The sequence below is a fragment of the Novosphingobium ovatum genome, assembly GCF_009909235.1.
GTDB lineage: Bacteria > Pseudomonadota > Alphaproteobacteria > Sphingomonadales > Sphingomonadaceae > Novosphingobium > Novosphingobium ovatum.
In genome coordinates this window covers 391,191-417,282 of the sequence record NZ_JAAAPO010000005.1, presented here as the reverse complement: position 1 = coordinate 417,282, position 26,092 = coordinate 391,191, and the positions used below count along the sequence as shown (strand labels likewise).

Here is a 26,092-nt window from a genome sequence, read left to right as displayed (position 1 = left end):
CGAACAGGGCGCCGCAGAAGGCGCCCCCTTCATCGCCCGCCACATCATCCAGACCACCACCCACGCCTTCGACGACTTCGCCCAAGGCGGCGCTGATCGCGAACTCAACAAGAAGATCATGGGGATCTAAACCCCTGTGCCGGGGCCGCTACCCCTATCGGGCGGCGGCCTCGGTCAGTTTGGCGAACATGTCTGAAAAGGTCAGGCGAGTGTCGATCCGGGTGAACACCCGCATCGGCCTCCCGCCAGGATTTGGGGTATAAAATCCCTTTGCGTCGACCATCGGCGTGGGCTTGATGACATAGGCGCTGGAGGACGCATCCGGCTCGAACGAGGATTGCAGGGCCGTGGCCGTTACCAGCGGGCTGTCGCCCAGAATATAGGTTTCGCCGATGCCCATGTTGTGCGGGGGCGGCGCTTTGGCCACCATGGCGATGATGCGGTCCAGCGAAGCCGTCAGGTATCGCCCCAGCCGCCCCGCGCCCGCCAGCCCCGCCCGCAATTCCGCGTGCGAAATCAGCATCTGGCGATAGGCATCACGCGGGATCTGCCAGATCTCGATATCGGATTGGTTGAACAGGATCCGGACCGCCTCGGCGTCAATCGTCAGATTGTATTCGGGGTCGGTCCGCACCGGCAGGGTGGGGTTCAGCTCATTGTGCTCGGGTCCGCCGATCCACACCAGCTTCAGTCTTTTGCCGATGCGCGGTTCCAGCTTCCACGCCATGGCCAGCTCGGTCAGGCCCGCGCCGGCGCAGTAATATAGCGGCAGGGTGGTGTCGTCACGCATCGCTTCGGCAATGATGGCGGCGGTGGCGGGGGTGGGTGCCGGATGGGCGAAATCGGGGGCCTTGTTTGCGCCCGCCAGTACCTTGGGACGGCGGGGCAGTTTCATCAAGGCGATGATTTCGCGCGCTTTGGCGGCGGCGTTGTCGGCCTGTGTGGCCGAATGGTCGAACGGTTCGGGATCATGCAGATGCGATCCCACGACCAACCTCACATCACATGAGGGCGAGGCCAGATGGTGCGCCAGTTGGAACAAGCCATCAGGGTCACCCGACAGGTCATTGTCGATGATGATCCGTTGGCGTGGCGTGGCCGACAGCCCCCATGCCGGGCCGCCCCAACCCAGCGCCAATCCCGCGGCCCCCGCGCCGCTCAGCAAAGTGCGGCGACCCATGGTGGGGGTGGATGTCCAAAGGCGGTCGGTCATGCGCTCTCTCCCATGCGGCTTGTCTCTTGCGCATGGGTATCGCGTCAGCGCGGGTCACGCCACCGAATAGCTTCGTTTCTCATGCGTATTCACAAGAAAGCGAAGATTTATCCCGCAACCGGCACATCCATATTGTCGATCAACCGTGCCTTGCCGATGCGCGCGGCCACCAACAGGCGGGCGGGCGCCACTGGCGCTGTGGTCAGCGGCGCCAAGGACGCGGCATCGCATACCTGCGCATAGTCGACCGAGACAAACCCGCCCGCCAGCAGATCGGCCTCCAGCCCGGCCAGCGCGGCGTCCACTGGCGTGCCCGAGCCAATCGCGGCAATGGCGGCCTGCATCGCGCGGGGCAGGGTGACGGCATCGGCGCGCTGCTGCGCCGTCAAATAGGCGTTGCGCGAGGACATCGCCAAGCCATCCGTTTCACGCATCGTCGGCATGCCCAGAATGGCGTCGACATGCGGATAGGACAGGTCCAGATCGCGGGCCATGCGGCGGATGACGGCCAATTGCTGCCAGTCCTTTTCGCCGAACAGGGCGATATCGGGGCGCACCTGATTGAACAATTTGCACACCACTGTGGCCACGCCGTCAAAGTGGCCGGGGCGTGCCGCCCCGCACAAACCCTCGCTCACCCCGCTGACGCTGATGTTGGTGGCATAGCCATCCGGGTACATCGCGGCGGGTGTCGGGGCCCACAACAGTTCGACCCCTTCGGCGCGGAGCAGGGCGCTGTCGGCCTCCAACTGACGCGGATAGGCGTCCAGATCCTCGCCGGCTGCAAATTGTCGGGGATTAACGAAAATAGATACAACCACAGTGGCGGCACGTTCCCGCGCTGCTCGCACCAGCGATAAATGGCCGGAATGCAAGGCTCCCATGGTCGGAACCAGCGCCACTTTGCCCTTTTCCCGCAGAGTCGCGACGGCCTCTCGCAGCGAATCCAGCCGATTGATGGTTTGCACCCGTGATGCCCCTTCGATACACTTGCCACGTCGGTCAGGCCGGGTACCACCGGTTTGGCGCTGACGCCAGACCACCCGTGAGCAGAGCCAGGAAACCATGTCGACTCCGCATCGTATTGTCTTCGCCAATGAAAAGGGCGGCACGGGCAAATCGACCACGGCCGTTCATGTCGCCATCGCGCTGGCCTATCTGGGCTGTCGGGTGGGGGCGCTGGATCTGGACCCGCGTCAGCGCACGCTGCACCGCTATATGGAAAACCGCCGCGAAACCTTGCGCCGCCGCGAGATTGACCTGCCGCAGGTGGCGTTTGACGTGTTCCGTGGCTCCACGGTGGAGGAGCTGGACGCGCAAATCGCGCAACTGGCGCAGGACGTCGACTTTCTGATTTTTGACACGCCGGGCCGCGATGACGAATTCGCTCGCCATGTGGCGACGACCGCCGACACGCTGGTGACGCCGCTGAACGACAGCTTTGTCGATTTCGACTTGATCGGGCAGGTCGATGCTGAAACCTTCCGGGTAAAGCGCCTGTCGTTTTATGCCGAACTGATCTGGGAAGCGCGCAAGAAACGCGCCCATGCCACGATCAACGAAAACCGCCGCGAGATGGATTGGGTGGTGGTGCGCAACCGTACCCAGCATGTTGAGGCGCGCAACATGCGCCGTATCGACAACGCGCTGGCCGAATTGTCGCGCCGGGTGGGCTTTCGCATTGCGCAGGGCCTGTCGGAGCGCGTGATCTATCGCGAATTGTTCCCATCGGGCCTGACGCTGCTGGACAAGGGGCATCTGGGCGATCTGGGCACCAGCCATCTGGTCGCGCGGCAGGAATTGCGCACGCTGATCGGCGGGTTGAACCTGCCCAGCCCGCGCCGTGCTGCGCCGCCGCCGGTTGCCGAACCAGTGACCGAGACACCTGCAGCCGGCTTTATGGTGCAGGGCGCTGGACCTGTAGACCATGGCGCCTATACGACTTCGGGCCATACCGGCGCCTGACGGCATAGGGGCGCGTTTTGGTCAAATTGCTGACATTGCTGATGCTGGCCAGTTTGGCCTGCCGCGTGCTGGACGGGCGTTGGCCGTGGGACATCTGGCGCGCATGGCAAAAGGCGGATCGCGCCCGCGTCGATCGTCAGCGCGCCCGCACCTTGCTGGGGCTGGGCGGCGGCGCGGGGCGACAGGACATTCTGGACGCGCACCGACGGTTGATGCTGACGGTGCATCCCGATCGCGGGGGCACCAATGATCTGGTGCACGAGGCCAATGCCGCGCGTGATCTGTTGCTGACCGAGCTGGGCGATGCCAACCGGTAATCCGCCCCTGGTGGCGGGCTTTGCCCTGCCCACGGGCCATGTGATGCACCCATCGATCCTGCGCGAATATGACATTCGCGGCATTTATGGGCGGACGTTGTTTGACGCCGATGCCTATGTCATCGGGCGGCGGTTTGCGGCCGTAGTGCTGGCAGAGGGTGGCGCGCGCATTGCCGTGGGGCGTGATGGGCGGCTCAGCTCTCCGGCGCTGGAGGCCGCGCTGGTGGCCGGGCTGACCGATGGCGGCGTGGACGTCACCCGGATTGGTCTGGGCCCCACGCCGATGCTGTATTTTGCCGAGGCGTCAATGCCAGAACAGGATGGCGGCATTCAGATAACTGGCAGCCACAATCCCGGCGATCACAATGGCTTCAAGATAGTATTTCGGGGCCGGCCGTTTTTCGGGGCCGATATCCGCCGGTTGGGCCAGATGGCCGCCGTGGAACAGGCCGAAATCGGGCGCAAAGGGGTCGATCGGGCTGTCTGCCCAATGGCGGCCTATGGCGCTGCCCTGCTCGGCGCCTTGAAGGGTGTCGATCGCGCCGCCCTCGATCAGGTACGCATCGGCTGGGACACGGGAAACGGCGCCGCCGGCCCGGTCATGCAGGCGTTGATCGCGCAATTGCCGGGTGAACACATCCTGTTGTTCCCGGACGTCAACGGTCATTTCCCTAACCATCATCCTGATCCCTCCAATGCCGCCAACCTCGCAGATCTGCGTAGTGCGGTCTTGTCCAACCATCTCGATTTTGGAGTGGCCTTTGACGGCGACGCTGATCGTCTGGGGATTGTGGATGCGCGCGGGCGGATCATCGATGGTGACCGCCTGTTGTCGCTGGCGGCTGCTGATGTTCTGCCGGATCATCCGGGGGCGATGGTTGTGGCCGATATCAAGACTTCTCAGGCAGTTATCGACGATATCGCGCGTTTGGGCGGGCAGCCTCTGTTGTGGAAGACGGGCCACAGCCACATCAAATCCAAAATGAAAGAGACCGGCGCCATTCTGGGCGGCGAGATGACCGGCCACCTGTTCTATGCCGATCGCTGGTATGGGTTTGACGACGCGATCTATGCCGCGTTGCGAATCATCGCGGCCAGTGTCCGGCCGGGGCGATCGGTGACGGCGATGCATGAGGCGATGGCGGTGATGCATGCCACCCCCGAAATCCGCATCCCCGTGGCCGAGGAGGCGAAGTTCGACATCGTCGCTAATGTGGCCGAACAGATGCGGGCGGCGGGTATTGCAGCGGATCTGACCGATGGCCTGCGGGTGACGGGGCCGGATGGGTGGTGGCTGCTGCGGCCGTCCAATACCGAGGCGATGCTGGGCGCGCGGGCCGAGAGCGCCTCTGCGCAGGGGCTGGCGCGGGTATTGGCGCAATTGGACGCGGCCCTGGCGCAATGCGGCGTGGTGCGTCCGCTGGGCGGGTGAGCGTGCCTCTGCCCCCTGTGATCGCGCAATGGTTCGCCGACCGGGGGTGGCAGGTGCGTAGCCATCAGTTGGGCGCACTGGCGGCGGCGCGCGCCGGGCGGCACGCCTTGGTGGCGGCGGACACGGGGGCTGGCAAAACGTTGGCGGGTTTCCTGCCCACGCTGGCCGATGTCTGCAATGGCGATCTGCCCGATGGGTTGCACACCATCTATGTCTCGCCGCTAAAGGCCTTGGCGCAGGATGTGCAGCGCAACCTGTTGATCCCTGTCGAGGAAATGGGCCTGCCGATCCGGGTGGAGACCCGCACGGGCGACACCTCGTCCGAGCGCAAGGCGCGTCAGCGCGCCCAACCGCCGCATGTGTTGCTGACCACGCCCGAATCGCTCTCGTTGTTGCTGTCCTATCCCGAAGCGCCCGACATGTTTGCCACCCTTCGCCGCGTGGTGGTGGACGAGATCCATGCGCTGGCACCTGGCAAGCGTGGTGACCTGTTGGCGCTGGCGCTGGCGCGGGTGCATGCGCTGGCGCCCGAGGCGTTGCGCACGGGCCTGTCGGCGACGGTGGCCGATCCCGATGCCTATCGCGGGTGGCTGGCGCCCGGCGGCGATGTCGCCAGCGTTGATCTGGTGGCGGGTGAGGCGGGCGCCCCTGCGCAGGTGCATATCCTGTTGCCGCAGGGCGCGCGGGTGCCATGGGGCGGCCATGCGGCCAGTTGGGCGATTCCGCAACTGATCGATCTGATCCGTGCCCATCGCCTGACGTTGATCTTTACCAACACGCGGTTTTTGGCCGAATATACGTTCAAGCTGCTGTGGGACGCCAATCCTGAAAACCTGCCCATCGGCATCCACCACGGCTCGCTCTCGCGTGAGGCGCGGGTGAAGGTGGAGGCCGCCATGGCCGAGGGCCGGTTGCGCGCTCTGGTGTGCACGGCCAGTCTGGATCTGGGGGTGGATTGGGGTGACGTGGATCTGGTGGTGCAGATGGGCGCGCCCAAGGGCTCGTCGCGGCTGTTGCAGCGGATTGGGCGGGCCAACCACCGGCTGGACCGCGCCAGCAAGGCGATTCTGGTCCCCGGCAACCGGTTCGAGTATCTGGAGGCTGTCGCCGCCATCGAGGCCGTGCGCGACGGCCAGCGCGATGGCGAGGCGTTGCGACCCGGCAGTCTGGACGTGCTGGCGCAGCATGTGATGGGCGTGGCCTGTGCCGGCCCGTTCCACGAGGACGCCTTGCTGGCCGAAATCCGCGCTGCCGCGCCTTATGCGGCGGTCAGCGACGCGCAATGGGCGCGGGTGCTGGGGTTTGCGTCAAACGGGGGCTATGCGCTGCGGGCCTATGACCGGTTCCGGCGGATTCGGCGCGCGCGCGACGGTACATGGACGCTGACCCATCCCCAGATCGCCGCGCGCCACCGGTTGAACGCCGGGATCATTGTTGACGCCGATATGGTGGAGGTGGCGTTCCGCAATGGCCGCGCGCTGGGCCGGGTTGAGGAAGAGTTTGCCGCTGGGCTGGCGCCCGGCGACACCTTCCGCTTTGCCGGATTGGATCTGGAGGTGGAATCGCTGCGGGAGGGCGCGTTGCTGGTGCGAGCCAGCAAAAGGGCCGCCGCCATTCCCAGCTATATGGGCGCGCGCATCCCGATCAGCACCCATCTGGCGGGGCGGGTGAGGGCGCTGCTGGGCGATTCGCGGCGCTGGGCGGGATTTCCCGATGACGTGCGCGAATGGCTGGAGATGCAGCGCGCCCTGTCCGAAATGCCCGGCGGCACGGATCTGTTGGTCGAGTCGTTTCCGTTGAACGGGCAGGCCTACAGCGTGTTCTACACGTTCGAAGGCTGGCCCGCGAATCAGTCGCTGGGCATGTTGATCTCCCGCCGGATGGAGGCCGCAGGGCTGGCGCCGCTGGGCTTTGTCGCCAATGACTATGCGCTGGCCTTGTGGGGGCTGCACCCGATTGGCGATCCGGCGGCGCTGCTCTCGCCCGATATTCTGGTCGATGAATTTGTCGCCTGGGTCGAAGGGTCCTACCTGTTGCGCCGTGCCTTTCGCGAGGTGGCGGTGATTTCCGGCCTGATCGAGCGGCAACAGCCCGGCGCGCGCAAATCGGCGCGGCAGGTGACGTTTTCGACTGACCTGATCTATGACGTGCTGCGCCGGTATGAGCCCGATCACCTGTTGATCGAGGCGGCGTGGGCGGACGCGCGGGCGCGAATGACCGATGTGGCGCGGGTGGCCGATGTGCTGGAGCGGGCGGGGCAACAGGTGCGGCACCGCGTTTTGCCGCGCATCAGCCCGATGGCCGTGCCGGTGCTGGCGATGATTGGGCGCGAAAGCCTACCCGCGGGCGCTGCCGACGATGCCCTGCTGATCGAGGCCGAAGCACTGGCCGCAGAGGCGATGCGCGGATAGATTGCGCCGACGGCGGGCACAAAAAAGGGGCGGATTGCTCCGCCCCTTAAATGCGTCCGAATGTATCGTACTGGCTTACTTGGCGTCGGGCGCCTTGTTGAAACCAGCGTAACGTTCGTTGCCGACAAAGCCGAACTTGGTCACGCCCGACGCCTTGATGACGTTCAGAACGCGCGCCGACATGTCGTAACCGGCCTGCGCATCGGGCTCGAACTGCAGTTCGGGCTCGACGGGCAACTGGGTCGAATCCTTCAGATTCTGGGCCAGAATACCGATTTCGATCGGCGTACCGTTCCACAGGATCTTGTCATCCGGTGCAACGATCAGCTTGTTCTTGACCGGATCGATCGGCGGCTTGACCGCGTGCGGATTCGGGGTCGGCAGGTCGATGTCGACCGAGTGGGTCGCCACCGGGATGGTGATGATGAACATGATCAGCAGCACGAGCATAACGTCGATGAGCGGAGTCGTGTTCATCTCCGACATCGGCTCGCCGTCGTCCTTGCCACCTGACATAGCCATGGATTTTACTCCTGAGTTACAGTGGCTGGATTAGCCGTTCGGATCGACCGGGGTCGAGATGAAGCCCACGGTCGGATAGCCGGCGCGCTGCACGTTGAAGATGGCGCCAGCCACGCAACGCCAGGGAGCCTGGACGTCGGCGCGGATGTGCACCTGCGGAACCTTTTCAGGGTTCGCGCGCAGTGCTTCGGCACCGCCTTCACGCTTGATGATCTGTTCCAGGCGCTTGTAGGCCTGATCGAACAGCTCGGTCGAATCCACCGGCGTGATGTTGTTGAAATAGACGCGGCATTCACCGCCACGCTGGGCGCCTTCAAAACCGGCATCGCCCGCGTTGCGACCAGCAGCGTCGGTGGTGCTCACGGTGATCAGCAGGTTCTCGACCTTATCCTTCGATTCCTGCGAAACCATGATCGGAATGTGGAGCTTCTGGATCGTCTGGATCGCGACAGGAACCGCGATCAGGAAGATGATCAAAAGCACCAGCATCACGTCCACCAGCGGGGTGGTGTTGATGTCGGACATCGGCTTTACTTCGCCGCCCGCACCGCCAACAGACATTGCCATTGTTTTATCCTATCCTTGCAAATGGCCCGGAATTTAGGGCCGGAGCGGTTGCCGCATGCCGCAGTGCCGCTCCTGCCCTGCGCACCCGGATCGCCTGAGGGAAGCCGATCCGGGTGTCGTCTAGGCCTTACTTGGCGGCGGGCTTGGCAGGCGCCGGAGCAGCCTTGGCAGCAGCGGCCGGCAGGGCCGGCTTGATGGCGCCCTTCGAGTTGATGTAGGCCAGCACGTCAGCCGAGAAGCCGGTCAGGACTTCGGCGATGCGCTTGTTGCGGGCCTGCAGGAAGTTGTAGGCCAGAACGGCGGGCACGGCGACCAGCAGACCGATGGCGGTCATGATCAGCGCTTCACCGACGGGGCCGGCAACCTTGTCGATCGAGGCCGAACCGGCCAGACCGATGGCGATCAGCGCGCGGTAGATGCCGACCACGGTACCGAACAGACCCACGAACGGAGCGGTCGAACCCACGGTCGCCAGGAAGGGCAGGCCGCGAGCCAGATACGCGTTGATCGAGGCTTCGGTGCGAGCCAGCGACGAGTGCACCCAGTCGTGGGCTTCCAGCGAGTCAGCCATCTTGCCGTGGTTTTCGTCGGCCAGGATACCGGCTTCGACGATGTCACGGAACGGGCTGGTCTTGTCCAGCTTGGCCAGACCTTCCTTCAGCGAAGGCGCGCGCCAGAAGTTGGCCAGAGCCTTCTGCTGAGCGAAAACCTTCTTCTGGTCCGACAGGCGGGTGAACAGAATGAAGAACGAACCCAGCGAGAAGATCAGCATGATCACAACGGTGGTCTGAGCGATCAGACCGCCCTGTTCCATGGCTTCCATGAAGCCGAACTTGTTCTGCGGGGCGCCGGCGCCAGCGGCAGCGGTGAGCATTTCAAAAAGCATGCGATGGTCCTCTCAAAGAACTCTCGAAGAGAATAAGGGTTTGCTGGTCAGGGGACCGGCGCAAGTGCCGCACCCCCAAGTATAGTCGTCGTAAGGATTAATCCCGCGGGATCTGCCAACGCACTCGGTTCGAGTAAGAACCGGTGGTGGGCTGACCTTCACCGTCCTTAGCCGGAGTGAACCGCGCACGGCTGCTGGCGTAACGGCAGGTGGCCGCGTCCAGTTCAGCATTGCCCGAAGAACCGGTGACTTCGCAGCCGGTCACGCGACCGTCGGGGCCAACGCTCAGACGGAAGCTGGTGGTGCCTTGGGCGCCTTCACGCAGAGCGCGCGAGGGGTAGTCCTCAGTCGTCACCCAATTCGCCGGCTGACCCTTGGGGGCAGCAGCGACGGGGGGGAACCTGGGGGCCGGCGGCGGCGGCGCAGCTGGCGGCGCAAGAACAGGCGGCGGCGGCGCAGGCGGAGCCACGGGCACCGTCGTGATTTGCGCCGGAGCCGGGGCAATGTTCACAACTGGCGGCGGGGCAACGACCGGCGGCGGCGGCGGCGCATCCTTGGGCGGCGGCGGCGGCGGCGGCGGCGGCGGTTTCGGTTCGTCCTTGATGTCGACGGTGGTCACCTTCTTGATGATCTTAGTGGCCGCTTCATAGGCCAGGCCAGTCACCAGAGCGTAACCGACGGCGACGTGAATCAAGGCAACGACGACAATCGCAATAATGCGACTGTTGTTCATAGGTTGATCAGCGTAGGCCATTCAGACGCATCACTCCATTCCAACCCCGGGAAAATCCCGGGCCGACCATGAAACGCGGTGTTGCCACCGAGCCTCATGGGTAAAACGCATTTCCACCCTGCCGGATATACCGGATGCCATGTACCCGCTGCGCGACGATGACCATGACGGTAACCGCAGCGATAAGGCAAATGGCGACATTGGGGCCTTCATCATCGTGTGGCCCGCTTTTTCCGGTGCTTTAACCGCCTCGCCCCCCCTGCGCAACGTCTTATCGGCAAAGCGAGGGCGTTCACTCAAAATTCATCTGTGCTAAGGCCTCGTGGCTTACCCTACCCTTGGGCATGGTTGCACGGGCCGTGTCCATGCAGGGGCTTTTCAGGAGATTTCCGCGATGTTCCAATCGCGAAGCGTCATTTTCGCAGGGGCCGCAATGCTGGCCTGCGGGCTGTCTTTTCCGGCTTTGGCACAGGTTTCGCCGCCTGTTACGCAAAATATCGTACAAACCTATTCAGACACCGCTGTCATGGCCGAATCGGCCCCGCTGATTCTGATTGCCGAGATCAAAAGCCTGCGCGCGGTCGATCAGGGCGTCCCGGGCGCGCAGCCCGGCATGGCCCTATCCTATGTCACAGCCATCCCGCGTGAGGCCTTGCGCGGGATCACGCCCGGCACGGCGCTGGTGGAATATCTGGCCTATGTCCCTCTGGACGCGCGCGGGCGTTTGCCCAATTTGCGCAAACAGGCGGTGGTGCTGTTTGCCCGCCCGGTGCCCGGTGCCATCACCGGAGAGATCGCGCGGGTGCAATTGATGACGCCGGGCGCGCAATGGCTGTGGTCGGCCGAACTGGACAAGCGTTTGCGCGGTGTGCTGAGCGATCTGGGCACCCCCGGCGCGCCCGCTACCGTCACCGGCGTGTCCGAGGCGATCTACCAGCCCGGCACACTGGCCGGAGAGGGCGAAACACAATTGTTCCTCTCGACCGCTGGCGGCGCGCCCGCCTCGATCACGGTGCGCCACCGGCCCGGCGCAGCGCCTGCGTGGAGCGTCTCCTTCTCCGAAGTGGTCGACATGGATGGCAAGCCGCCCGCCAAGGACACGCTGGCGTGGTATCGTCTGGCCTGCTCCCTGCCCGAACGCCTGCCCGATGCGGCGCAGGTGTCGCCAGATGGTGACGCGCGGTTGCAGGCGATGCGCGACTATTTGCTGGTGCGCGCCGATCTGGGGCCTTGTGGCCGGACCGACGCCAGCCGCCCCTGATCGCCCGATCCGCCCATAAATTGCACCGCGCCCCCCATCGCCCCCATTGCGGGCGCGGCATTTGCCGCCTAGGGCACCGGCCCGAAAGGGAGAACCATGGCCAATACCACTGATTCCGCCGCTGCTGCCCGTCAACCTCTGCGCATTGCCCTGGCCGGGCTGGGCACGGTGGGGGCTGGTGTCATTCGGCTGATTGCGGCCAATGGCGATCTGATTGCCCGCCGCGCCGGGCGTCCGCTGGAAATCACCGCGGTTTCGGCGCGCAATCGTTCGCGCGACCGCGGCGTTGATCTGACCGCCTATGCGTGGGAAGACGACATGACCCAACTGGCCGCCCGCGAGGATGTCGATGTGGTGGTCGAACTGGTGGGTGGTTCGGATGGTCCGGCACTGACGCTGGCGCGCAACGCCATCCGCCATGGCAAGGCGCTGATCACCGCTAACAAGGCGATGATCGCCCACCACGGTCTGGAACTGGCCGCCGAGGCCGAGGGCAAGGGCGTGCCGATGCGGTTCGAGGCGGCCGTTGCCGGTGGCATCCCTGTGATCAAAGGCCTGCGCGAGGGCGCTGCCGCCAACCGGATCGAGCGCCTGTACGGCATCCTGAACGGCACCTGCAATTTCATCCTGTCGACCATGGAAGACACCGGCCGCGATTTCGCCGACGTGCTGGCCGAGGCGCAGGCCAAGGGTTACGCCGAGGCCGACCCTTCGTTCGACATCGAGGGCACGGACGCCGCGCACAAGCTCTCGATCCTCTCGGCCATTGCCTTTGGCACGCGGATCGATTTTGCCAATGTCGATACGGCCGGCATCAGCCGCATTCTGGCTGCCGATATCGCGCAGGCCAGCTCGCTGGGCTATGTCATCCGCCTGATCGGCATGGCAGAGGCGGATGCGGGCGAAAATGGCGCGCCGGGCCTGTTCCAGCGCGTGCAGCCGCATCTGGTGCCGGTGGATCACCCGCTGGCCCATGTCGATGGCGCGACCAACGCCGTTGTCGCCGAGGGCAATTTTTCGGGCCGTCTGCTGTTTCAGGGCGCGGGCGCGGGCGATGGCCCGACGGCCAGCGCGGTGGTGGCCGATATCATCGACATCGCGCGCGGCTATGACGCGGGCTTTGAAAAGGACGCGACCTTCTCGATCACGGTCGCGGATCTGGAGGACATGCCCACCGCCCCTTCGGGTCATCGCCGTGGCCGCTGCTACATCCGCTTTGTCGTGGCCGACCGCCCCGGCGTGCTGGCCGAAATCGCCGCCGCCATGCGCGATGCGGGCGTTTCCATTGAAAGCCTGATCCAGAAAGGCCGCCCCGACGATGGCGAGCAGGTGATGGTGGCCATGGTCACCCACGAAGGCCCCGAAAGCGCGGTGACCGAAGCCTTGCGTCTGCTGGAAGGCTCGCCCAGCCTGATCGCCGCGCCGCTGGTGATGCAGATCCTGGGCAAGTAAGGCGGAAGGGGCCAAACCGTCCCCAAAGCGCAACAGAACACGATTAAGGCATCGGAAGGCTGCTTCCGGTGCCTTTTTTGTCATGCTTTTGTCGTGTTCTGCGTCTCGACAATCAGGCGCGGCGTGGCTAAGCGCTGATTCTGGCGCATAGGTATTCATCGCAGCGCCCGCCCCGGTGATTGGGCCGCCGGCGTCCCCTCGGAAACGACAAGGATTGCGACACACATGACCGCTACTCCCGCCAGCAAGGTGCTTGACCGCGTACTCGTTCTGGAAATGGTGCGCGTGACCGAGGCTGCGGCGATTTCCGCCGCCAAGCTGATCGGCCGTGGTGACGAGAAGGCCGCCGATGCCGCCGCCGTCGAGGCGATGCGCGCCGCGCTGAACGAATTGTACATGGACGGCACCGTGGTCATCGGTGAGGGCGAGCGTGACGAGGCCCCCATGCTGTACATCGGCGAAAAGGTCGGCAGCGCCATCGGCAAGGGCCCCAAGATCGACATCGCGCTGGACCCGCTGGAAGGCACGACCATCTGCGCCAAGGCTGGCCCGAACTCGCTGGCGGTGCTGGCCATCGCCGAGGAAGGTGGCCTGTTGAACGCGCCTGACGTCTATATGGACAAGCTGGCCGTGGGGCCGGGCTATCCCGATGGCATCATCGACCTGAACAAGACGCCCACCCAGAACGTCGAGGCCGTGGCCGCCGCCAAGGGCGTCAAGCCCGAGGATATCGTGGTCTGCGTGCTGGACCGTCCGCGCCACGCCGACCTGATTGCCGAACTGCGCGCGATTGGCTGTGGCGTCTATTTGATCGGCGATGGTGACGTGGCGGGCGTGATCGCCGTCACCAACGAAGATACCAATATCGACCTCTACATGGGTCAGGGCGGCGCGCCCGAGGGCGTGCTGGCGGCCGCTGCGTTGCGCTGTGTCGGTGGCCAGTTCAAGGGCCGTTTGGTTTTCCGCAACGAGGACGAGCGCGCCCGCGCCCGCAAGTGGGGCATCGATGACCTGAACAAGGTCTATGACCTGATCGAACTGGCCAAGGGCGACTGCATCTTTGCCGCGACCGGCGTCACCGATGGCTCGCTGCTGGACGGGGTCAAGCACCGCAAGGATGGCGTGATGACCACCAACACCGTTGTCATGCGCGCCAGCAGCGGCACCGTTCGCTGGGTCAAGGGCGAGCACCGCAAGGCGCGCTGATCGCTGGGCGGCCAGATGGGGCGGTTGTGCCACACCGGCACGGCCGCCCTTTGCCGTGGGCGCGGTTTGTGTTGCAATCGCGTGACCATCGGCTAAGGGCCGCGCCAAAGGCGGCGCGCGGCCGCGTTGTGGATTCGAATTTAGCAAAAAAGGGCATTTTGCGATGAAGATCATAGCTGGCAACAGCAACCTGCCGCTGGCGCGCGCGATCGCAGGCTATCTGGAACTGCCGCTGACCGATGCCAGCGTGCGCCGGTTCGCGGATGAGGAAGTCTTTGTCGAGATCCACGAGAACGTGCGCGGCGAAGACGTGTTCGTTGTCCAGTCGACCAGCTATCCCACCAATGACAACCTGATGGAACTGCTGATCATCACCGATGCGCTGCGCCGCGCTTCGGCCAAGCGGATCACGGCGGTGATGCCCTATTTCGGCTATGCCCGTCAGGACCGCAAGCCGCTGCCCCGCACGCCGATCTCGGCCAAGCTGGTGGCGAACCTGATCACCACGGCAGGCGCCGACCGCGTGCTGGCGGTGGATCTGCATGCCGGTCAGATTCAGGGCTTTTTCGACATCCCGACCGACAACCTGTTTGCCGCTCCCACCATGGCGGCCGACATTCTGGCCCGCAATGGCGGCGGCGAACTGATGGTTGTCTCGCCCGACGTTGGCGGCGTGGTGCGCGCCCGCGCGCTGGCCAAGCGTTTGAACAACGCGCCGCTGGCCATCGTCGACAAGCGCCGCGACAAGCCCGGCCAGTCCGAGGTGATGAACATCATCGGTGACGTCAAGGGCCGCACCTGCATCATGATCGACGATATCATCGATTCGGGCGGCACGCTGTGCAACGCGGCGCAGGCGCTGATGGACGCGGGCGCGGCCAGCGTCACGGCCTATATCAGCCACGGCGTGCTGTCGGGCGCGGCGGTGGAGCGTGTGACCAATTCGGCGCTGAAGGAACTGGTGATCACCGATTCCATCCTGCCGACCGATGCGACGCGCGATTCCGACCGCATCCGCATCCTGTCGATCGCCCCGCTGATCGGTGAGGCGATGCGCCGTATCGCCGACGAAAGCTCGGTGTCGAGCCTGTTCGACTGATCGGGTCAGCCGCCAAGGCATAAGGGAACGGGGGCCACGCGCCCCCGTTTTCGTGCCTGTGTTGTCCGATTGGCGCCCTATTGCCAGGGCCGCTGGGCGCCGGGAGCGATGCGGGCGATGGCCTCCAGCCGCCGCGCCTGCCGCGATTCCAGCGCCAGCGTCAGGATCGGATTGGCCGTGGCGACAAACCGGCGCGGGGTGGTGCCGAACAGCTCGGCAAATTCGCGCGTCATCTGCGCCTGATCGTAATAGCGCAGGATCAGATCCTCGGCCTCGGCGGCGTCGGCCACGCCGCGCAGGTGGCTGGCCATGTCCAGCGCGCGCGCGCGGCGCAACATCTGCTTGGGTGGCAGGCCAAAGTCGCGGCGGATGATGCGCTCCAACTGGCGCTGGCTGATGCCCATGTCCTTGGCGAAATCGGCCACGCTGGCCTGCGGATCGGTGAAGGACAGATATTCAAACGCCGTGCTGACCGGGTCAGGCTCCCCCCCGCCATGCATCTTGACGCAATCGGCAAAGATATCCTCCAGCGCGCTCAGCATCGCCTCGGGGCTGTCACAGGCCTCCAATTGCCGCATGCCGGCATCGGTATCGATCCCCAGCGCGTCGCAAAAGATAAAGCGGTCAACCAGTTGGGAGGTGTCCATCCCCCGCAGCGCATGGCCTGATCCGGGGCGCAACATGATCCCCACCGAGAGAAAGCTGCCCGTCACCGTCACCGGCATCACCCGCGTGTTCGGCCCGAACAACAGCGCCGCGCGGGCGTGCTGACGCGGGCCATCGGCGGTCTGGGCGGTCCAGTCGCCACGCAACTGGATGCGGATGCAGGAGACATCACTGAACAAACCGGACTGCAATGTATAGTTTTCGGGCAGATCAACACCCGTGGCATAGAGCCGCCCGATCCACGGCACCAAGTCCGCCCGAGGCGAGCGATTATAGGACAAAGGTTGCCCGCCGCGCGATACACCCGCATGGGGTTGAACCGCCGTATCAACAGCTGGATCGATATTTTTCAACATTTGCGCTGGCGATGCCCGAAATTTACCGTTTTCTGCCCCCACGGCCCCGATTGTCTCAGCAAGACCCAATTCGGGACACTTGTCAATTGCGCCGATGGAGGATGCCGCCGCCGCCGGGGCGCCGCGCGCGCTTGACCAAAGGGCGGCTGTCGGGGCAGATGCGGTCCTCATGAAACTGGATGATGACATTGCCCTTGCCCTGCGCCTTGCCGATGCGGCGGGCGCGGCCATTCGCCCCTATTTCCGCTCTGGCCTGACCAGCGAGCGCAAGGCTGACGCCAGCCCGGTGACGCTGGCCGATCAGGCCGCCGAGGAGGCGATGCGCGCCATCCTGCGGGCCGAACGCCCCAACGACACCATCATTGGCGAGGAATTCGGCGCCACGGCCGGGACATCGGGCCGCAGTTGGGTGCTGGACCCGATTGACGGCACGGCGGGCTTTCTGGCCGGCCGGGCGATGTTTGGCACGCTGATCGCGCTGGTGGTTGAAGGCTGGCCGGTGCTGGGCGTGATCGATCAGCCGATTGCCGGGGAACGCTGGGTGGGGGCTTCGGGCCGCGCCACCACGCTGAACGGGGCGCCGGTCAAAACCCGCCGTTGCCGTGAATTGGCGGACGCCACGCTGGCCACCACCGGCCCGCATTATTTTGACGACCATCAGGGCCAGCACTTCATGGGTCTGGCGGCCAAGACTGACCACCGCCGGATGGTGATGGGCGGCGATTGCTATAACTATGCCATGCTGGCCAGCGGCCATCTGGACATCGTGTGCGAGGCCGGGCTGAAACTGCATGACTGGGCCGCGCTGGTCCCGGTGGTCGAGGGCGCGGGCGGGCTGATGTGCGACTGGAACGGTGATCCGCTGCACGCGGGCAGCGATGGCCATGTCATCGCGCTGGGCGATCCGGCGCGGCAGGATGACGTGGTCGAGGCGCTGGCCTGTGGCCCGGATCACCACCACCATTGATCCTGTTCTTTTACGGCACGTTGATCGCGGGCAGCGGCAATGCGGTGGCCGCCCGCGCGCATGACGCTCTGACCGATCTGGGGCGCGGCTGGGTGGCAGGCGCGCTCTATGCGCTTCCCGATGCCGATGGCTGGTATCCCGCGCTGGTGGCGGGGCAGGGGCGCGTGTGGGGGCGGCTGTATGATGCCCCCGATGGCTTTGATCTGGGCCCGCTGGACGCCTATGAGGGCGCCGAATATGCCCGCGCCGCCATCAACGTCACCGGGCCGCGGGGAAGGGTGGGCGCGCAGGCCTATTTGTGGGCGGGCGCGGTGCCAGCCGATGCGGTGCCATTGCCCGATGGTGACTTTGCCGCCCATGCCGCCGCCCATGGCTGGCGTGTATATGGGGCATAAGGACGATGGCGCTTGCCATTTGTCCGGAATGCCGATAGGGGCCGCCCCTTCATTTGGGATGGAGGAATCAACCGCAAGGGAGATTCGCCGGCCCGCCTGGCCACAAGGGCTGCCACGGCGAGCTGATCCAGACCGCAAATCAGGAGATGAAAATGCCCAAGCTGAAGACCAAGAGCGGTGTGAAGAAGCGCTTCAAGATCACCGCCAACGGCAAGGTCAAGCACGGCGTTGCTGGTAAGCGCCACCGTTTGATCAGCCACAATGCCAAGTACATCCGCCAGAACCGCGGCACCGAAGTGATCAGCGACGCCGATGCGAAGGTGATCAAGAAGTGGGCGCCCTACGGGCTGAACTGAGGAGTACTGAAGCATGTCCCGTATCAAGCGTGGTACTACCACTCGCGCCAAGCATAAGAACATTCTGGAACAGGCCAAGGGTTACCGCGGCCGTCGCAAGAATACCATTCGCGTTGCGCGTCAGGCCGTCGAAAAGGCCGGCCAGTACGCCTATCGCGACCGCAAGGCCAAGAAGCGCACCTTCCGCGCCCTGTGGATCCAGCGCATCAACGCGGCCGTCCGCGCTGAAGGCCTGACCTATTCGCAGTTCATCAATGGCATCAAGCTGGCCGGCATCGAGCTGGACCGCAAGGCCATGGCTGATCTGGCGATGAACGAGGGTTCGGTCTTCTCGGCGATCATCGCTCAGGCGAAGGCTGCGCTGCCGGCGTAATGGCCGGTGATCGGCCCCTGGGCCGGTCGCATCGCATCAAAGGGGCTCTGTCCGCATCGCGGACAGGGCCCTTTTTGTTTGACCTGGCATCCCATTACCCGGCATGAGCGCGGTAACATAACAAAAATGGGAGCCGCTCGGTGTCGCGCCGATGTCATGTCACGGCCCGATTCTGCCCACCGCCCGCGGAATTGGCGCCCTATTTCACCACCTTCTATCTGGCCGAGATTGATCCGCCAGAAGGCGGGAGCGTGAGCGATTTCCTGCATCCCGAATGGGGCAATCTGCGCTTTGTCGACGGGCCGGGCCTGCGCGCCTGCAACCATGCCGGGCAAACGGTCGAGGATGTGCGCTTTGTCGCCACCGGGCCCAGCACCCGCGCCCTGCGGTTTGCGGTGCCGCGCTGCCGGATCTGGGGCGTGGGGCTGTTGCCGCTGGGCTGGGCGCGGTTTGTGGGGCACCGGGCGGCTGATCTGGCCGATGGGGTGGTGGATGGCCATGACCATTCCGCCTTTGCCCGCTTTGCCCCGCTGGCCGACAGCCTGTTTGGGGCCACGCCCGATCCGCAGGCCGAATATGCCCGCATCGCCGCCCATTTCCTTGCCCAACCGGCGGTGCCCAAGCTGGACGTCACCCGCATCACCGCCATCCACGCCGCGCTGGTTGATCCGGCCGTGGCGCGGGTGGAGCAGCTGGCTGACCGCGTGGGCGCCTCCTCGCGCACGATCGAGCGGATCTGCGCCCATGCCTTTGGCTTTAGCCCCAAGCAATTGCTGCGCCGTCAGCGCTTCATGCGCAGCCTGTCGCAATATATGCTGGACCCCAGCCTGAAATGGGTGGGCGCGCTGGACGGCCATTACCATGATCAGGCCCAGTTCGTGCGCGAGTTCAACGCCTTCATGGGCATGTCCCCGCGCCAATATGCCCGCCAGCCGCATCCCATTCTGGACGCGTTCGTGTCGGAACGGGCGCGGTTGCAGGGATCGGCGGTGCAGACGCTGGACCCGCCGCGCTGACTTTCCTGCGCCCGGGCGCGTGCCGATCGGCGGCAAAGGTTGAAACCGACCGCCCCTGCGCTTAAGGGGGCGGCAACAAAGGGGCGCATCTCGCACCCCGCTCAGACGCGGAAAAATGACGGCAGTGGACTACGAAAGCATGGGCGCGCAGGCGCTGGGCCAGATCGCGGCGGCGGACACCTTGGACGGCGTGGAGGCGTTGCGCATCGCGCTGCTGGGCAAGCAGGGGTCGATCTCGGCGCTGCTGAAAACGCTGGGCGGCATGAGCCCGGAGGAGCGCCAGTCGACCGGCCCGCGCATTCAGGCGCTGCGTGAAGGCGTGACCAATGCCTTGGCCGCGCGCAAGGCCACGCTGGAGGCCGCCGCGCTGGAGGCCCGTCTGGCCGCCGAGACGGTGGACCTGACGCTGCCCGCGCCCGAAACCCCGCGCGGCAGCGTCCACCCCGTCAGCCAGGTGATGGACGAACTGGCCGAGATCTTTGCCGATCTGGGCTTTGCCGTCGCCACCGGGCCCGAGATCGAGGACGACTGGCACAATTTCACCGCGCTGAACATGCCCGAAACCCATCCGGCGCGCGCGATGCATGACACGTTCTATCTGCCCGATCTGACGGCAGAGGGCCGCGAGATGGTGCTGCGCACCCACACCAGCCCGGTGCAGATCCGCGCCATGCTGGCCGCTGGCGGCAATCAGCCGCTGCGCATCATCGCGCCGGGCCGCGTGTACCGCAGCGATTCGGACGCCACCCACACTCCGATGTTCCATCAGGTCGAAGGGCTGGTGATCGGCAAGGACATCCATCTGGGCCATCTGAAATGGACGCTGGAAACCATGCTCAAGGCGTTTTTCGAGCGTGAGGATATCGTCCTGCGCCTGCGCCCCAGCTATTTCCCCTTCACCGAACCCAGCGTCGAGGTCGACACCGGCTATAGCTATGTCGATGGGCGCCGTGTGGTGGGCGGATCGGGCGATGAACCGGGCCACCACTGGATGGAGCTGCTCGGCAGCGGCATGGTCAATGCCCATGTGCTGCGCGCCGGGGGCTATGATCCGGCGGAATGGCAGGGCTTTGCCTTTGGCGTGGGCGTCGACCGTCTGGCGATGCTGAAATACGGGATGAATGATTTGCGCGCCTTCTTTGACGGCGATGCGCGCTGGCTGAACCATTACGGTTTTGGCGCGCTGGATGTGCCCACCCTCTCGGGTGGCGTGGGCGTACAGGCATAAGGGGCGGCTGACATGAAGTTTTCTCTCTCGTGGCTGAAGGCCCATCTGGACACTGACGCGACCATCGAACAGATCGCGGCCAAACTGAACGCCATCGGGCTGGAGGTTGAGGGCATCGAGGACCCCGCCGACAAGCTGAAAGGCTTTCGCGTCGCCCGCATCCTGACCGCCGAGCGTCACCCCAATGCCGACAAGTTGCAGGTGCTGAGCGTCGACACCGGCGAGGGCGCGCCCTTGCAGGTGGTGTGCGGCGCGCCCAATGCGCGGGCCGGATTGGTGGGCGTGCTGGGCCTGCCGGGGGCTGTGGTGCCGGCCAATGGCATGGTGCTCAAGGTTGCCGCCGTGCGGTCGGTTGAATCGAACGGCATGATGTGTTCGATGCGCGAGCTGGAGTTGGGTGAGGGCCATGACGGCATCATCGAACTGCCCGCAGACGCGCCGGTGGGCACCGCCTTTGCCGATTACCATGGCGCTGATCCGGTGATCGACATTTCCGTCACGCCCAACCGCCCGGACTGCATGGGCGTCTATGGCGTGGCGCGCGATCTGGCCGCCGCTGGTCTGGGGACGCTGCGCCCTATCACCGCGCCGGGGATCGCGGGCAGCTATCCTTGCCCCGTCTCCATCCGGATCGAGGATGCCGATGGGTGTCCCGCCTTCCATGGCCGGGTGATCAAGGGCGTCAAGAACGGGCCCAGCCCCGAATGGATGCAGGCCGCGCTGACCGCTGCGGGCCAGCGTCCAATCAGCGCGCTGGTCGACATCACCAACTATGTCATGCTGACCTATGGCCGTCCGGCGCATGCCTATGACTTGGCGAAACTGACGGGCGAAGTGGTTGCGCGGCGGGGCCGTGATGGTGAGGTGGTAACGGCACTTAATGGCCGCGATTATGCTATCACTGACAACATTCTGGTGATCGCCGACGAGGCAGGCGTGCATGACATCGCCGGCATCATGGGGGGCGAGCATTCGGGCTGTCAGGACGACACCACGGACGTGTTGCTGGAGATCGCCTATTTCAATCCGCAGCGGATTGCCGTTGGCGGACGGGCACTTAACCTGACCAGCGATGCGCGCGGGCGGTTTGAGCGCGGGGTGGACCCGACCTTTCTGGACACCGGGCTGGACCTGCTGACGGGTCTGATTCTGGACATTTGCGGGGGTGAGGCCAGCGAGGTTGTGCGGGCGGGGGATGCGCCTACTGTGCTGAAAACGCTGACTTTTGATCCCAATCGCACCACTACGCTGGGCGGGGTGGAGATCGCGCCTGCTGAGCAAGCCCGCATCCTGACCGCGCTGGGCTTTGGCGTGGGGGATGACTGGACCGTCACCGTGCCGGGCTGGCGCCCGGATGTCGATGGCGCGGCGGATATTGTCGAAGAAATCGTGCGTATTCATGGGCTTGATAACATCGCCAGCGTGGCCTTGCCGCGTGTCGATGGTGTGGCCCGCCCCACCGCCACCCCGGTGCAGAAACTGGAGCGCCGGTTGCGCCGCGCCGCCGCCGCGCGTGGTTTGAACGAGGCGATCACCTGGTCGTTCCTGCCGGTGGCGCAGGCGGAACTGTTTGCCGATGGTCAGCCCTGGGTGCTGTCCAACCCGATCAGCGAGGACATGAAGGCCATGCGCCCCAGCCTGCTGCCGGGCCTGTTGTCGGCGGCCAAGCGCAATGCCGATCGCGGCGCAAGCGGGGCGCGGTTGTTTGAAATCGGCCGCCGTTACCTGCGCGGTACTGATGGCCGCAGCGATGAGCGCCTGACCTTGGCCGTTGTTTTGGCAGGGGAAAAGACGCCGCGCGGGTGGGCCACCGGTAAGGCTGCCACCTTTGACGCCTTTGACGCCAAGGCCGAGGCGCTGGCGCTGTTGGCCGAGGCGGGCGCGCCGGTCGACAATCTGCAAGTCATGGGTGAGGCCGGGCCGCAGTTCCACCCCGGCCAATCGGCCACGCTACGTCTGGGGCCCAAAAACGTGCTGGCGCGCTTTGGCATGCTGCACCCGGCCACGCAAAAGGCGCTGGACATCGACGGCCCGGTCGCCGTGGTCGAGATCTTTCTGGACGCGATTCCGGCCAAGAAGGGTGCAGGCGGCTTTGCCCGCGTGAACTATGCGCCCCCGGCCTTGCAGGCGGTGACGCGCGATTTCGCGTTCCTGATGGCGGCGGACAAGCCGGCGGGTGATCTGCAGCGTGCGGTGAAAAACGCCGACAAGGTGAACATCACCGCCGCCCGCGTGTTTGACGATTTCCGCGGCAATGGCGTGCCAGAGGGGCAAAAGTCGATCGCCATCGAGGTGACTTTGCAACCGGGCGAGAAGACCTATGCCGAGGCGGATCTGAAGGCGATCAGCGACAAGGTGACTGCCGCTGCCGCCAAGCAGGGTGCCATCCTGCGCGGGTAACGGGCGCGGGTAACCTGCGTGTCACAGCACCGGACATAATGATGCGGGCGGGGCTTTGGCTCTGCCCGCATCTTTTGTTTTCAGCCTCTTGCGCGGGGGCATGGGCGGCGGCACGATGTCCCCCATGACGGACAATTGGCTGACCATCAGTTCGGGCGCATTGACGGCGCGGATCAACCCCTTTGGCGCGGAGCTGTCCAGCCTGACGGACGCGGCGGGCGCGGAATATATGACGGACGCCGATCCCGCGTTCTGGACCGGCCGCGCGCCGGTGCTGTTTCCGATTGTCGGCGGCTTGGCGGGGGATCGCTATCGCTTGGCCGGGGCGGACTATGCCTTGGCCAAACATGGCTTTGCCCGGCGCAGCGCGTTTGATGTTGTGGCGCATGACGCGGCGCGGGCGGTTTTGCGCCTGACCGATACGGCCGAGACGCGGGCGGCCTATCCCTTTGCCTTTGCGCTGGAAATGGCCTTCGCGCTGGAGGGCGCGACATTGCGCATGGCCGCCACGGTGCGCAACACGGGCGATGGGGTGATGCCGTTCAGCTTTGGCTATCACCCGGCCTTTGCTTGGCCGCTGCCGGGGGCAGAGGGGCGGCCCCACACCATCCGCTTTGCCGCCGAGGAACCGCAGGACATCCGCCGGTTGGACAGTGTGGGCCTGTTGCAGGGCGCTGGCCAGCCGACCCCGGTGGTGGGGCGTGATCTGGCGCTGGACCCTGCGCTGTTTGATGCCGACGCGCTGATCTGGACCGGGGTGAACAGCCGGGCGCTGACCTATGGCGCGGGGGAGGTGGCGCTGGACATCGCCTTCCCCGACACGCCCGATCTGGGCATCTGGCAAAAGCCGGGCGCGCGCTACATCTGTATCGAGCCTTGGGCGGGCTATGCCGATCCTGTGGGCCATGACGGCGATCTGGCGGCCAAGCCGGGGATCATCCTGTTGCCGCCGGGTCAAGGCAGGACGTTCCGCATGGATGTGGCCTTGCGGGCGGGATAGACGAAAGGCGCGTGTGGCTGTAAGCGCGCGGCCATGACCGACAGCACGCCCGATACCGCACCTCACGCCAGCCGCCGCACCTTTGCGATCATTTCGCACCCGGACGCGGGTAAGACGACGCTGACGGAAAAGCTGTTGCTGAACGGCGGCGCGATCCATCTGGCCGGCGAGGTCAAGGCGCGCGGGGCGGCCCGGCGCGCCCGGTCGGACTGGATGAAGATCGAGCAGCAGCGCGGCATCTCGGTGACGTCATCGGTGATGACTTTTGCCCGCGAGTTCGAGGGGCTGGGCCATATCACCTTCAACCTGCTGGACACGCCGGGCCACGAGGACTTCTCGGAGGACACCTATCGCACGCTGACGGCCGTCGATTCCGCCATCATGGTGATCGACGCGGCCAAGGGTATCGAGCCGCAGACGCGCAAGCTGTTTGAAGTGTGCCGCATGCGCAACGTGCCGATCATCACCTTCGTCAACAAGGTGGACCGCGAAGGCCGCCCGGTTTACGAAATTCTGGACGAGGTGGCCGACGCGCTGGCGCTGGATGTGTCGCCGCAAAGCTGGCCAGTTGGCATGGGCGGCATTTTCGAGGGCATTCTGGATCTGGCCAGCGGCCGCATCAGCCGCCCCGAGGGCGACAGCCGCGAATTTCTGGGCAAGGTGGATTATGAACCCGTGCCGGCCGAATTCGCCGAAGAGATCGAGCTGGGCCAGATGGGCTATCCCGAGTTTGATCTGGAGGCCTATCGCGCGGGCGACCTGACGCCGGTGTTCTTTGGCTCGGCGTTGAAGAACTTTGGCGTGGCCGAATTGATCGAGGCCATCGCCCGCATCGCCCCGCCGCCCCGCCCGCAGCCCAGCGAGCAGGGCACGATCGATCCGGGCAACAAGGAAGTCACCGGCTTCATCTTCAAGGTGCAGGCCAATATGGACCCGATGCACCGCGACCGCATCGCCTTCATGCGATTGGTGTCGGGCACGTTCAAGCGGGGCATGAAGCTGACCCCGTCCGCGTTGGGCAAGCCGATTGCCGTGCATTCGCCCATCCTGTTTTTCGCGCAGGACCGCGAGATCGCTGACGAGGCACAGCCCGGTGACATCATCGGCATCCCCAATCATGGCACCTTGCGCGTGGGCGATACCTTGTCTGAAACGAACAAGGTGCGGTTCACCGGCCTGCCCAATTTCGCGCCGGAAATCCTGCGCCGCGTCCAGCTCAAGGACCCGACCAAGACCAAGCAATTGCGTAAAGCGCTGGATGATCTGTCGGAAGAGGGCGTCATTCAGGTGTTCTATCCCGAAATCGGCAGCCAGTGGATCGTCGGCGTGGTGGGCCAGTTGCAGCTGGACGTGCTGATCAGCCGTCTGGAGGCCGAATACAAGGTGGGCGCCATGCTGGAGCCCGCGCCGTTTGATACCGCCCGCTGGGTCAAGGGCAGCGACAAGGCGGTGGCCGATTTTGCCGAATTCAACTCGGCCAATCTGGCCAAGGACCGCGATGGCGATCCGGTGTTTCTGGCGCGCTCGGCTTGGGATGTGTCTTATCAGCAGGAACGCAATCCTGACCTGACCTTTTCCGCGACCAAGGAGCGGTAAGCACCGCCAGCCAAGGGCGCAGGCAACAGCGGCGCGCGAGGGGATGGCCCTTGCGCGCCGTTTGCTTTTTGGCGTGATCGCTGGGCGGGCATGGCGCAAAAATTGGCACCGATCCGGATGATGCGCTGCACAAATTTTGAGCAGATGCCCATGAATCGAGCGCGCAATCCTCAACTGGCGGTCAAAACCCCGGCAGCGACTCGGCGGAATCTTACCGTTTCGTGAATTGGCACGGTGGTTGCTTATGTCCTGTTAACCGGCGTTGGGCCGGTGGGCTAACAGGGGATAGGCATGAAGTACATCATCGCCATCATCAAGCCGTTCAAACTGGACGAGGTGCGTGAAGCGCTCGGCGCGCTGGGCGTTGCCGGCATGACCGTCTCGGAAGTGAAGGGCTTTGGTCGGCAGAAGGGCCAGACCGAAATTTATCGCGGCGCGGAATATTCGACGAATATGCTGCCCAAGGTGAAGATCGAAATCGCCGCCAGCGACGAACTGGCGCCGCGTGTCGTCGAAACCATCCAGCAGACCGCCAGCACCGAAGCCATCGGCGATGGCAAGATTTTTGTCCTGGACCTGGCCTCTGCCACCCGCATCCGCACCGGTGAAACCGGTGACACCGCGCTGTGAGCGAGCAATTGGATAGGAGGGAAACCACTATGATCCGCAAGATGA

The 26,092-nt window shown here is 65.0% G+C and carries 25 protein-coding genes; 18 read left to right on the top strand and 7 right to left on the bottom strand.

Going from position 1 to position 26,092, the window contains the following annotated elements:
- Positions 1–154: 154 nt before the first annotated feature.
- Positions 155–1,213 carry a nucleoside hydrolase gene (locus tag GTZ99_RS14350; protein ID WP_227711362.1) on the bottom strand — a complete coding sequence of 353 codons (1,059 nt, stop codon included), beginning with the start codon at positions 1,211–1,213 and terminating at the stop codon, positions 155–157.
- Positions 1,214–1,320: 107 nt separating this feature from the next.
- A complete protein-coding gene (gene panC, locus GTZ99_RS14345) occupies positions 1,321–2,181 on the bottom strand; it encodes a pantoate--beta-alanine ligase (RefSeq protein WP_161720010.1) in 861 nt (286 codons plus the stop codon).
- Positions 2,182–2,278: 97 nt separating this feature from the next.
- Between panC and GTZ99_RS14340 the strand changes: the two genes are divergently transcribed.
- The 4 genes from GTZ99_RS14340 to GTZ99_RS14325 are packed head-to-tail and all read left to right on the top strand — an operon-like array spanning position 2,279 to position 7,338.
- Complete coding sequence (locus GTZ99_RS14340) at positions 2,279–3,178, top strand: division plane positioning ATPase MipZ (RefSeq protein WP_161720008.1); 900 nt, start codon at positions 2,279–2,281, stop codon at positions 3,176–3,178.
- A 17-nt stretch (positions 3,179–3,195) separates the two neighbouring features.
- Positions 3,196–3,495 carry a J domain-containing protein gene (locus tag GTZ99_RS14335; RefSeq protein ID WP_201742540.1) on the top strand — a complete coding sequence of 100 codons (300 nt, stop codon included), beginning with the start codon at positions 3,196–3,198 and terminating at the stop codon, positions 3,493–3,495.
- Positions 3,482–4,927: a phosphoglucomutase/phosphomannomutase PgmG gene (gene pgmG / locus GTZ99_RS14330; protein WP_227711361.1), complete on the top strand. Its 1,446-nt coding sequence runs from the start codon at positions 3,482–3,484 to the stop codon at positions 4,925–4,927. The genes GTZ99_RS14335 and pgmG overlap by 14 nt, the downstream gene beginning before the upstream one ends.
- Positions 4,897–7,338: a ligase-associated DNA damage response DEXH box helicase gene (locus tag GTZ99_RS14325; protein WP_161720006.1), complete on the top strand. Its 2,442-nt coding sequence runs from the start codon at positions 4,897–4,899 to the stop codon at positions 7,336–7,338. Before pgmG ends, GTZ99_RS14325 begins: the two co-directional genes overlap by 31 nt.
- Before the next feature lie 75 nt (positions 7,339–7,413).
- Here GTZ99_RS14325 and GTZ99_RS14320 read toward each other — a convergent pair whose 3' ends face one another.
- The 4 genes from GTZ99_RS14320 to GTZ99_RS14305 form a co-directional block, all read right to left on the bottom strand.
- Positions 7,414–7,860, bottom strand: a complete 447-nt coding sequence (locus tag GTZ99_RS14320) for an ExbD/TolR family protein (protein ID WP_161720004.1) — start codon at positions 7,858–7,860, stop codon at positions 7,414–7,416.
- Between the two features lie 30 nt (positions 7,861–7,890).
- Positions 7,891–8,427 (bottom strand): ExbD/TolR family protein, encoded by a 537-nt coding sequence (locus GTZ99_RS14315; RefSeq protein WP_201742539.1) that lies wholly within the window; start codon positions 8,425–8,427, stop codon positions 7,891–7,893.
- A 127-nt stretch (positions 8,428–8,554) separates the two neighbouring features.
- Entirely contained in the window at positions 8,555–9,313 is a 759-nt protein-coding gene (locus GTZ99_RS14310) for a MotA/TolQ/ExbB proton channel family protein (protein WP_161720002.1), read from the bottom strand.
- Positions 9,314–9,410: 97 nt separating this feature from the next.
- Positions 9,411–10,067 (bottom strand): energy transducer TonB, encoded by a 657-nt coding sequence (locus GTZ99_RS14305; RefSeq protein WP_161720000.1) that lies wholly within the window; start codon positions 10,065–10,067, stop codon positions 9,411–9,413.
- A gap of 505 nt (positions 10,068–10,572) precedes the next feature.
- On the opposite strand from GTZ99_RS14305, the gene GTZ99_RS14300 reads away from it, so the two are divergent.
- The 4 genes from GTZ99_RS14300 to GTZ99_RS14285 all read left to right on the top strand — a co-directional run bounded on the left by GTZ99_RS14300 (position 10,573) and on the right by GTZ99_RS14285 (position 15,064).
- Positions 10,573–11,307, top strand: coding sequence for a hypothetical protein (locus GTZ99_RS14300; protein WP_201742538.1), 735 nt, complete (start codon positions 10,573–10,575; stop codon positions 11,305–11,307).
- Between the two features lie 96 nt (positions 11,308–11,403).
- Positions 11,404–12,759, top strand: a complete 1,356-nt coding sequence (locus tag GTZ99_RS14295) for a homoserine dehydrogenase (protein ID WP_161719998.1) — start codon at positions 11,404–11,406, stop codon at positions 12,757–12,759.
- Positions 12,760–12,984: 225 nt separating this feature from the next.
- On the top strand, positions 12,985–13,965 hold the full coding sequence (gene glpX, locus GTZ99_RS14290; RefSeq protein WP_161719996.1) for a class II fructose-bisphosphatase: 981 nt from the start codon (positions 12,985–12,987) through the stop codon (positions 13,963–13,965).
- A gap of 163 nt (positions 13,966–14,128) precedes the next feature.
- Positions 14,129–15,064, top strand: a complete 936-nt coding sequence (locus tag GTZ99_RS14285) for a ribose-phosphate pyrophosphokinase (RefSeq protein ID WP_161719994.1) — start codon at positions 14,129–14,131, stop codon at positions 15,062–15,064.
- Between the two features lie 77 nt (positions 15,065–15,141).
- On the opposite strand, the gene GTZ99_RS14280 is transcribed toward GTZ99_RS14285, so the two are convergent.
- The gene (locus GTZ99_RS14280; RefSeq protein WP_161719993.1) at positions 15,142–16,086 is read right to left on the bottom strand and encodes a helix-turn-helix domain-containing protein; all 945 of its coding nucleotides are present in this window, start codon (positions 16,084–16,086) and stop codon (positions 15,142–15,144) included.
- A gap of 169 nt (positions 16,087–16,255) precedes the next feature.
- Between GTZ99_RS14280 and GTZ99_RS14275 the strand changes: the two genes are divergently transcribed.
- The 10 genes from GTZ99_RS14275 (at position 16,256) to GTZ99_RS14230 (ending at position 26,047) form a co-directional block, all read left to right on the top strand.
- A complete protein-coding gene (locus GTZ99_RS14275) occupies positions 16,256–17,053 on the top strand; it encodes an inositol monophosphatase family protein (protein ID WP_161719991.1) in 798 nt (265 codons plus the stop codon).
- Positions 17,050–17,448 carry a gamma-glutamylcyclotransferase family protein gene (locus tag GTZ99_RS14270; RefSeq protein WP_161719989.1) on the top strand — a complete coding sequence of 133 codons (399 nt, stop codon included), beginning with the start codon at positions 17,050–17,052 and terminating at the stop codon, positions 17,446–17,448. Before GTZ99_RS14275 ends, GTZ99_RS14270 begins: the two co-directional genes overlap by 4 nt.
- Before the next feature lie 152 nt (positions 17,449–17,600).
- The gene (gene rpmI / locus GTZ99_RS14265) at positions 17,601–17,804 is read left to right on the top strand and encodes a 50S ribosomal protein L35 (RefSeq protein WP_028642078.1); all 204 of its coding nucleotides are present in this window, start codon (positions 17,601–17,603) and stop codon (positions 17,802–17,804) included.
- Positions 17,805–17,817: 13 nt separating this feature from the next.
- Entirely contained in the window at positions 17,818–18,177 is a 360-nt protein-coding gene (gene rplT / locus GTZ99_RS14260; RefSeq protein WP_161719987.1) for a 50S ribosomal protein L20, read from the top strand.
- A gap of 191 nt (positions 18,178–18,368) precedes the next feature.
- On the top strand, positions 18,369–19,193 hold the full coding sequence (locus GTZ99_RS14255) for a helix-turn-helix domain-containing protein (protein WP_201742537.1): 825 nt from the start codon (positions 18,369–18,371) through the stop codon (positions 19,191–19,193).
- Between the two features lie 115 nt (positions 19,194–19,308).
- Complete coding sequence (gene pheS, locus GTZ99_RS14250) at positions 19,309–20,421, top strand: phenylalanine--tRNA ligase subunit alpha (protein WP_161719983.1); 1,113 nt, start codon at positions 19,309–19,311, stop codon at positions 20,419–20,421.
- 12 nt (positions 20,422–20,433) lie between these two features.
- Positions 20,434–22,821 carry a phenylalanine--tRNA ligase subunit beta gene (pheT, locus tag GTZ99_RS14245; protein WP_161719981.1) on the top strand — a complete coding sequence of 796 codons (2,388 nt, stop codon included), beginning with the start codon at positions 20,434–20,436 and terminating at the stop codon, positions 22,819–22,821.
- A 124-nt stretch (positions 22,822–22,945) separates the two neighbouring features.
- Positions 22,946–23,821, top strand: coding sequence for an aldose 1-epimerase family protein (locus GTZ99_RS14240; protein ID WP_161719979.1), 876 nt, complete (start codon positions 22,946–22,948; stop codon positions 23,819–23,821).
- Between the two features lie 33 nt (positions 23,822–23,854).
- Complete coding sequence (locus GTZ99_RS14235) at positions 23,855–25,417, top strand: peptide chain release factor 3 (protein WP_161719978.1); 1,563 nt, start codon at positions 23,855–23,857, stop codon at positions 25,415–25,417.
- 291 nt (positions 25,418–25,708) lie between these two features.
- Positions 25,709–26,047, top strand: coding sequence for a P-II family nitrogen regulator (locus GTZ99_RS14230; protein ID WP_161719976.1), 339 nt, complete (start codon positions 25,709–25,711; stop codon positions 26,045–26,047).
- Positions 26,048–26,092 lie beyond the last annotated feature (45 nt).

Bases quoted from the DNA above. Each gene is read 5' to 3' on its own strand.
- GTZ99_RS14350 (WP_227711362.1), bottom strand. From the start codon at position 1,213: ATGACCGACCGCCTTTGGACATCCACCCCCACCATGGGTCGCCGCACT.
- GTZ99_RS14340 (WP_161720008.1), top strand. From the start codon at position 2,279: ATGTCGACTCCGCATCGTATTGTCTTCGCCAATGAAAAGGGCGGCACG.
- pgmG (WP_227711361.1), top strand. From the start codon at position 3,482: ATGCCAACCGGTAATCCGCCCCTGGTGGCGGGCTTTGCCCTGCCCACG.
- GTZ99_RS14325 (WP_161720006.1), top strand. From the start codon at position 4,897: ATGCGGCGTGGTGCGTCCGCTGGGCGGGTGAGCGTGCCTCTGCCCCCT.
- GTZ99_RS14320 (WP_161720004.1), bottom strand. From the start codon at position 7,860: ATGGCTATGTCAGGTGGCAAGGACGACGGCGAGCCGATGTCGGAGATG.
- GTZ99_RS14315 (WP_201742539.1), bottom strand. From the start codon at position 8,427: ATGGCAATGTCTGTTGGCGGTGCGGGCGGCGAAGTAAAGCCGATGTCC.
- GTZ99_RS14310 (WP_161720002.1), bottom strand. From the start codon at position 9,313: ATGCTTTTTGAAATGCTCACCGCTGCCGCTGGCGCCGGCGCCCCGCAG.
- GTZ99_RS14305 (WP_161720000.1), bottom strand. From the start codon at position 10,067: ATGGCCTACGCTGATCAACCTATGAACAACAGTCGCATTATTGCGATT.
- GTZ99_RS14300 (WP_201742538.1), top strand. From the start codon at position 10,573: ATGGCCGAATCGGCCCCGCTGATTCTGATTGCCGAGATCAAAAGCCTG.
- GTZ99_RS14295 (WP_161719998.1), top strand. From the start codon at position 11,404: ATGGCCAATACCACTGATTCCGCCGCTGCTGCCCGTCAACCTCTGCGC.
- glpX (WP_161719996.1), top strand. From the start codon at position 12,985: ATGACCGCTACTCCCGCCAGCAAGGTGCTTGACCGCGTACTCGTTCTG.
- GTZ99_RS14285 (WP_161719994.1), top strand. From the start codon at position 14,129: ATGAAGATCATAGCTGGCAACAGCAACCTGCCGCTGGCGCGCGCGATC.
- GTZ99_RS14280 (WP_161719993.1), bottom strand. From the start codon at position 16,086: ATGTTGAAAAATATCGATCCAGCTGTTGATACGGCGGTTCAACCCCAT.
- GTZ99_RS14275 (WP_161719991.1), top strand. From the start codon at position 16,256: ATGAAACTGGATGATGACATTGCCCTTGCCCTGCGCCTTGCCGATGCG.
- rpmI (WP_028642078.1), top strand. From the start codon at position 17,601: ATGCCCAAGCTGAAGACCAAGAGCGGTGTGAAGAAGCGCTTCAAGATC.
- rplT (WP_161719987.1), top strand. From the start codon at position 17,818: ATGTCCCGTATCAAGCGTGGTACTACCACTCGCGCCAAGCATAAGAAC.
- pheS (WP_161719983.1), top strand. From the start codon at position 19,309: ATGACGGCAGTGGACTACGAAAGCATGGGCGCGCAGGCGCTGGGCCAG.
- pheT (WP_161719981.1), top strand. From the start codon at position 20,434: ATGAAGTTTTCTCTCTCGTGGCTGAAGGCCCATCTGGACACTGACGCG.
- GTZ99_RS14240 (WP_161719979.1), top strand. From the start codon at position 22,946: ATGACGGACAATTGGCTGACCATCAGTTCGGGCGCATTGACGGCGCGG.
- GTZ99_RS14235 (WP_161719978.1), top strand. From the start codon at position 23,855: ATGACCGACAGCACGCCCGATACCGCACCTCACGCCAGCCGCCGCACC.
- GTZ99_RS14230 (WP_161719976.1), top strand. From the start codon at position 25,709: ATGAAGTACATCATCGCCATCATCAAGCCGTTCAAACTGGACGAGGTG.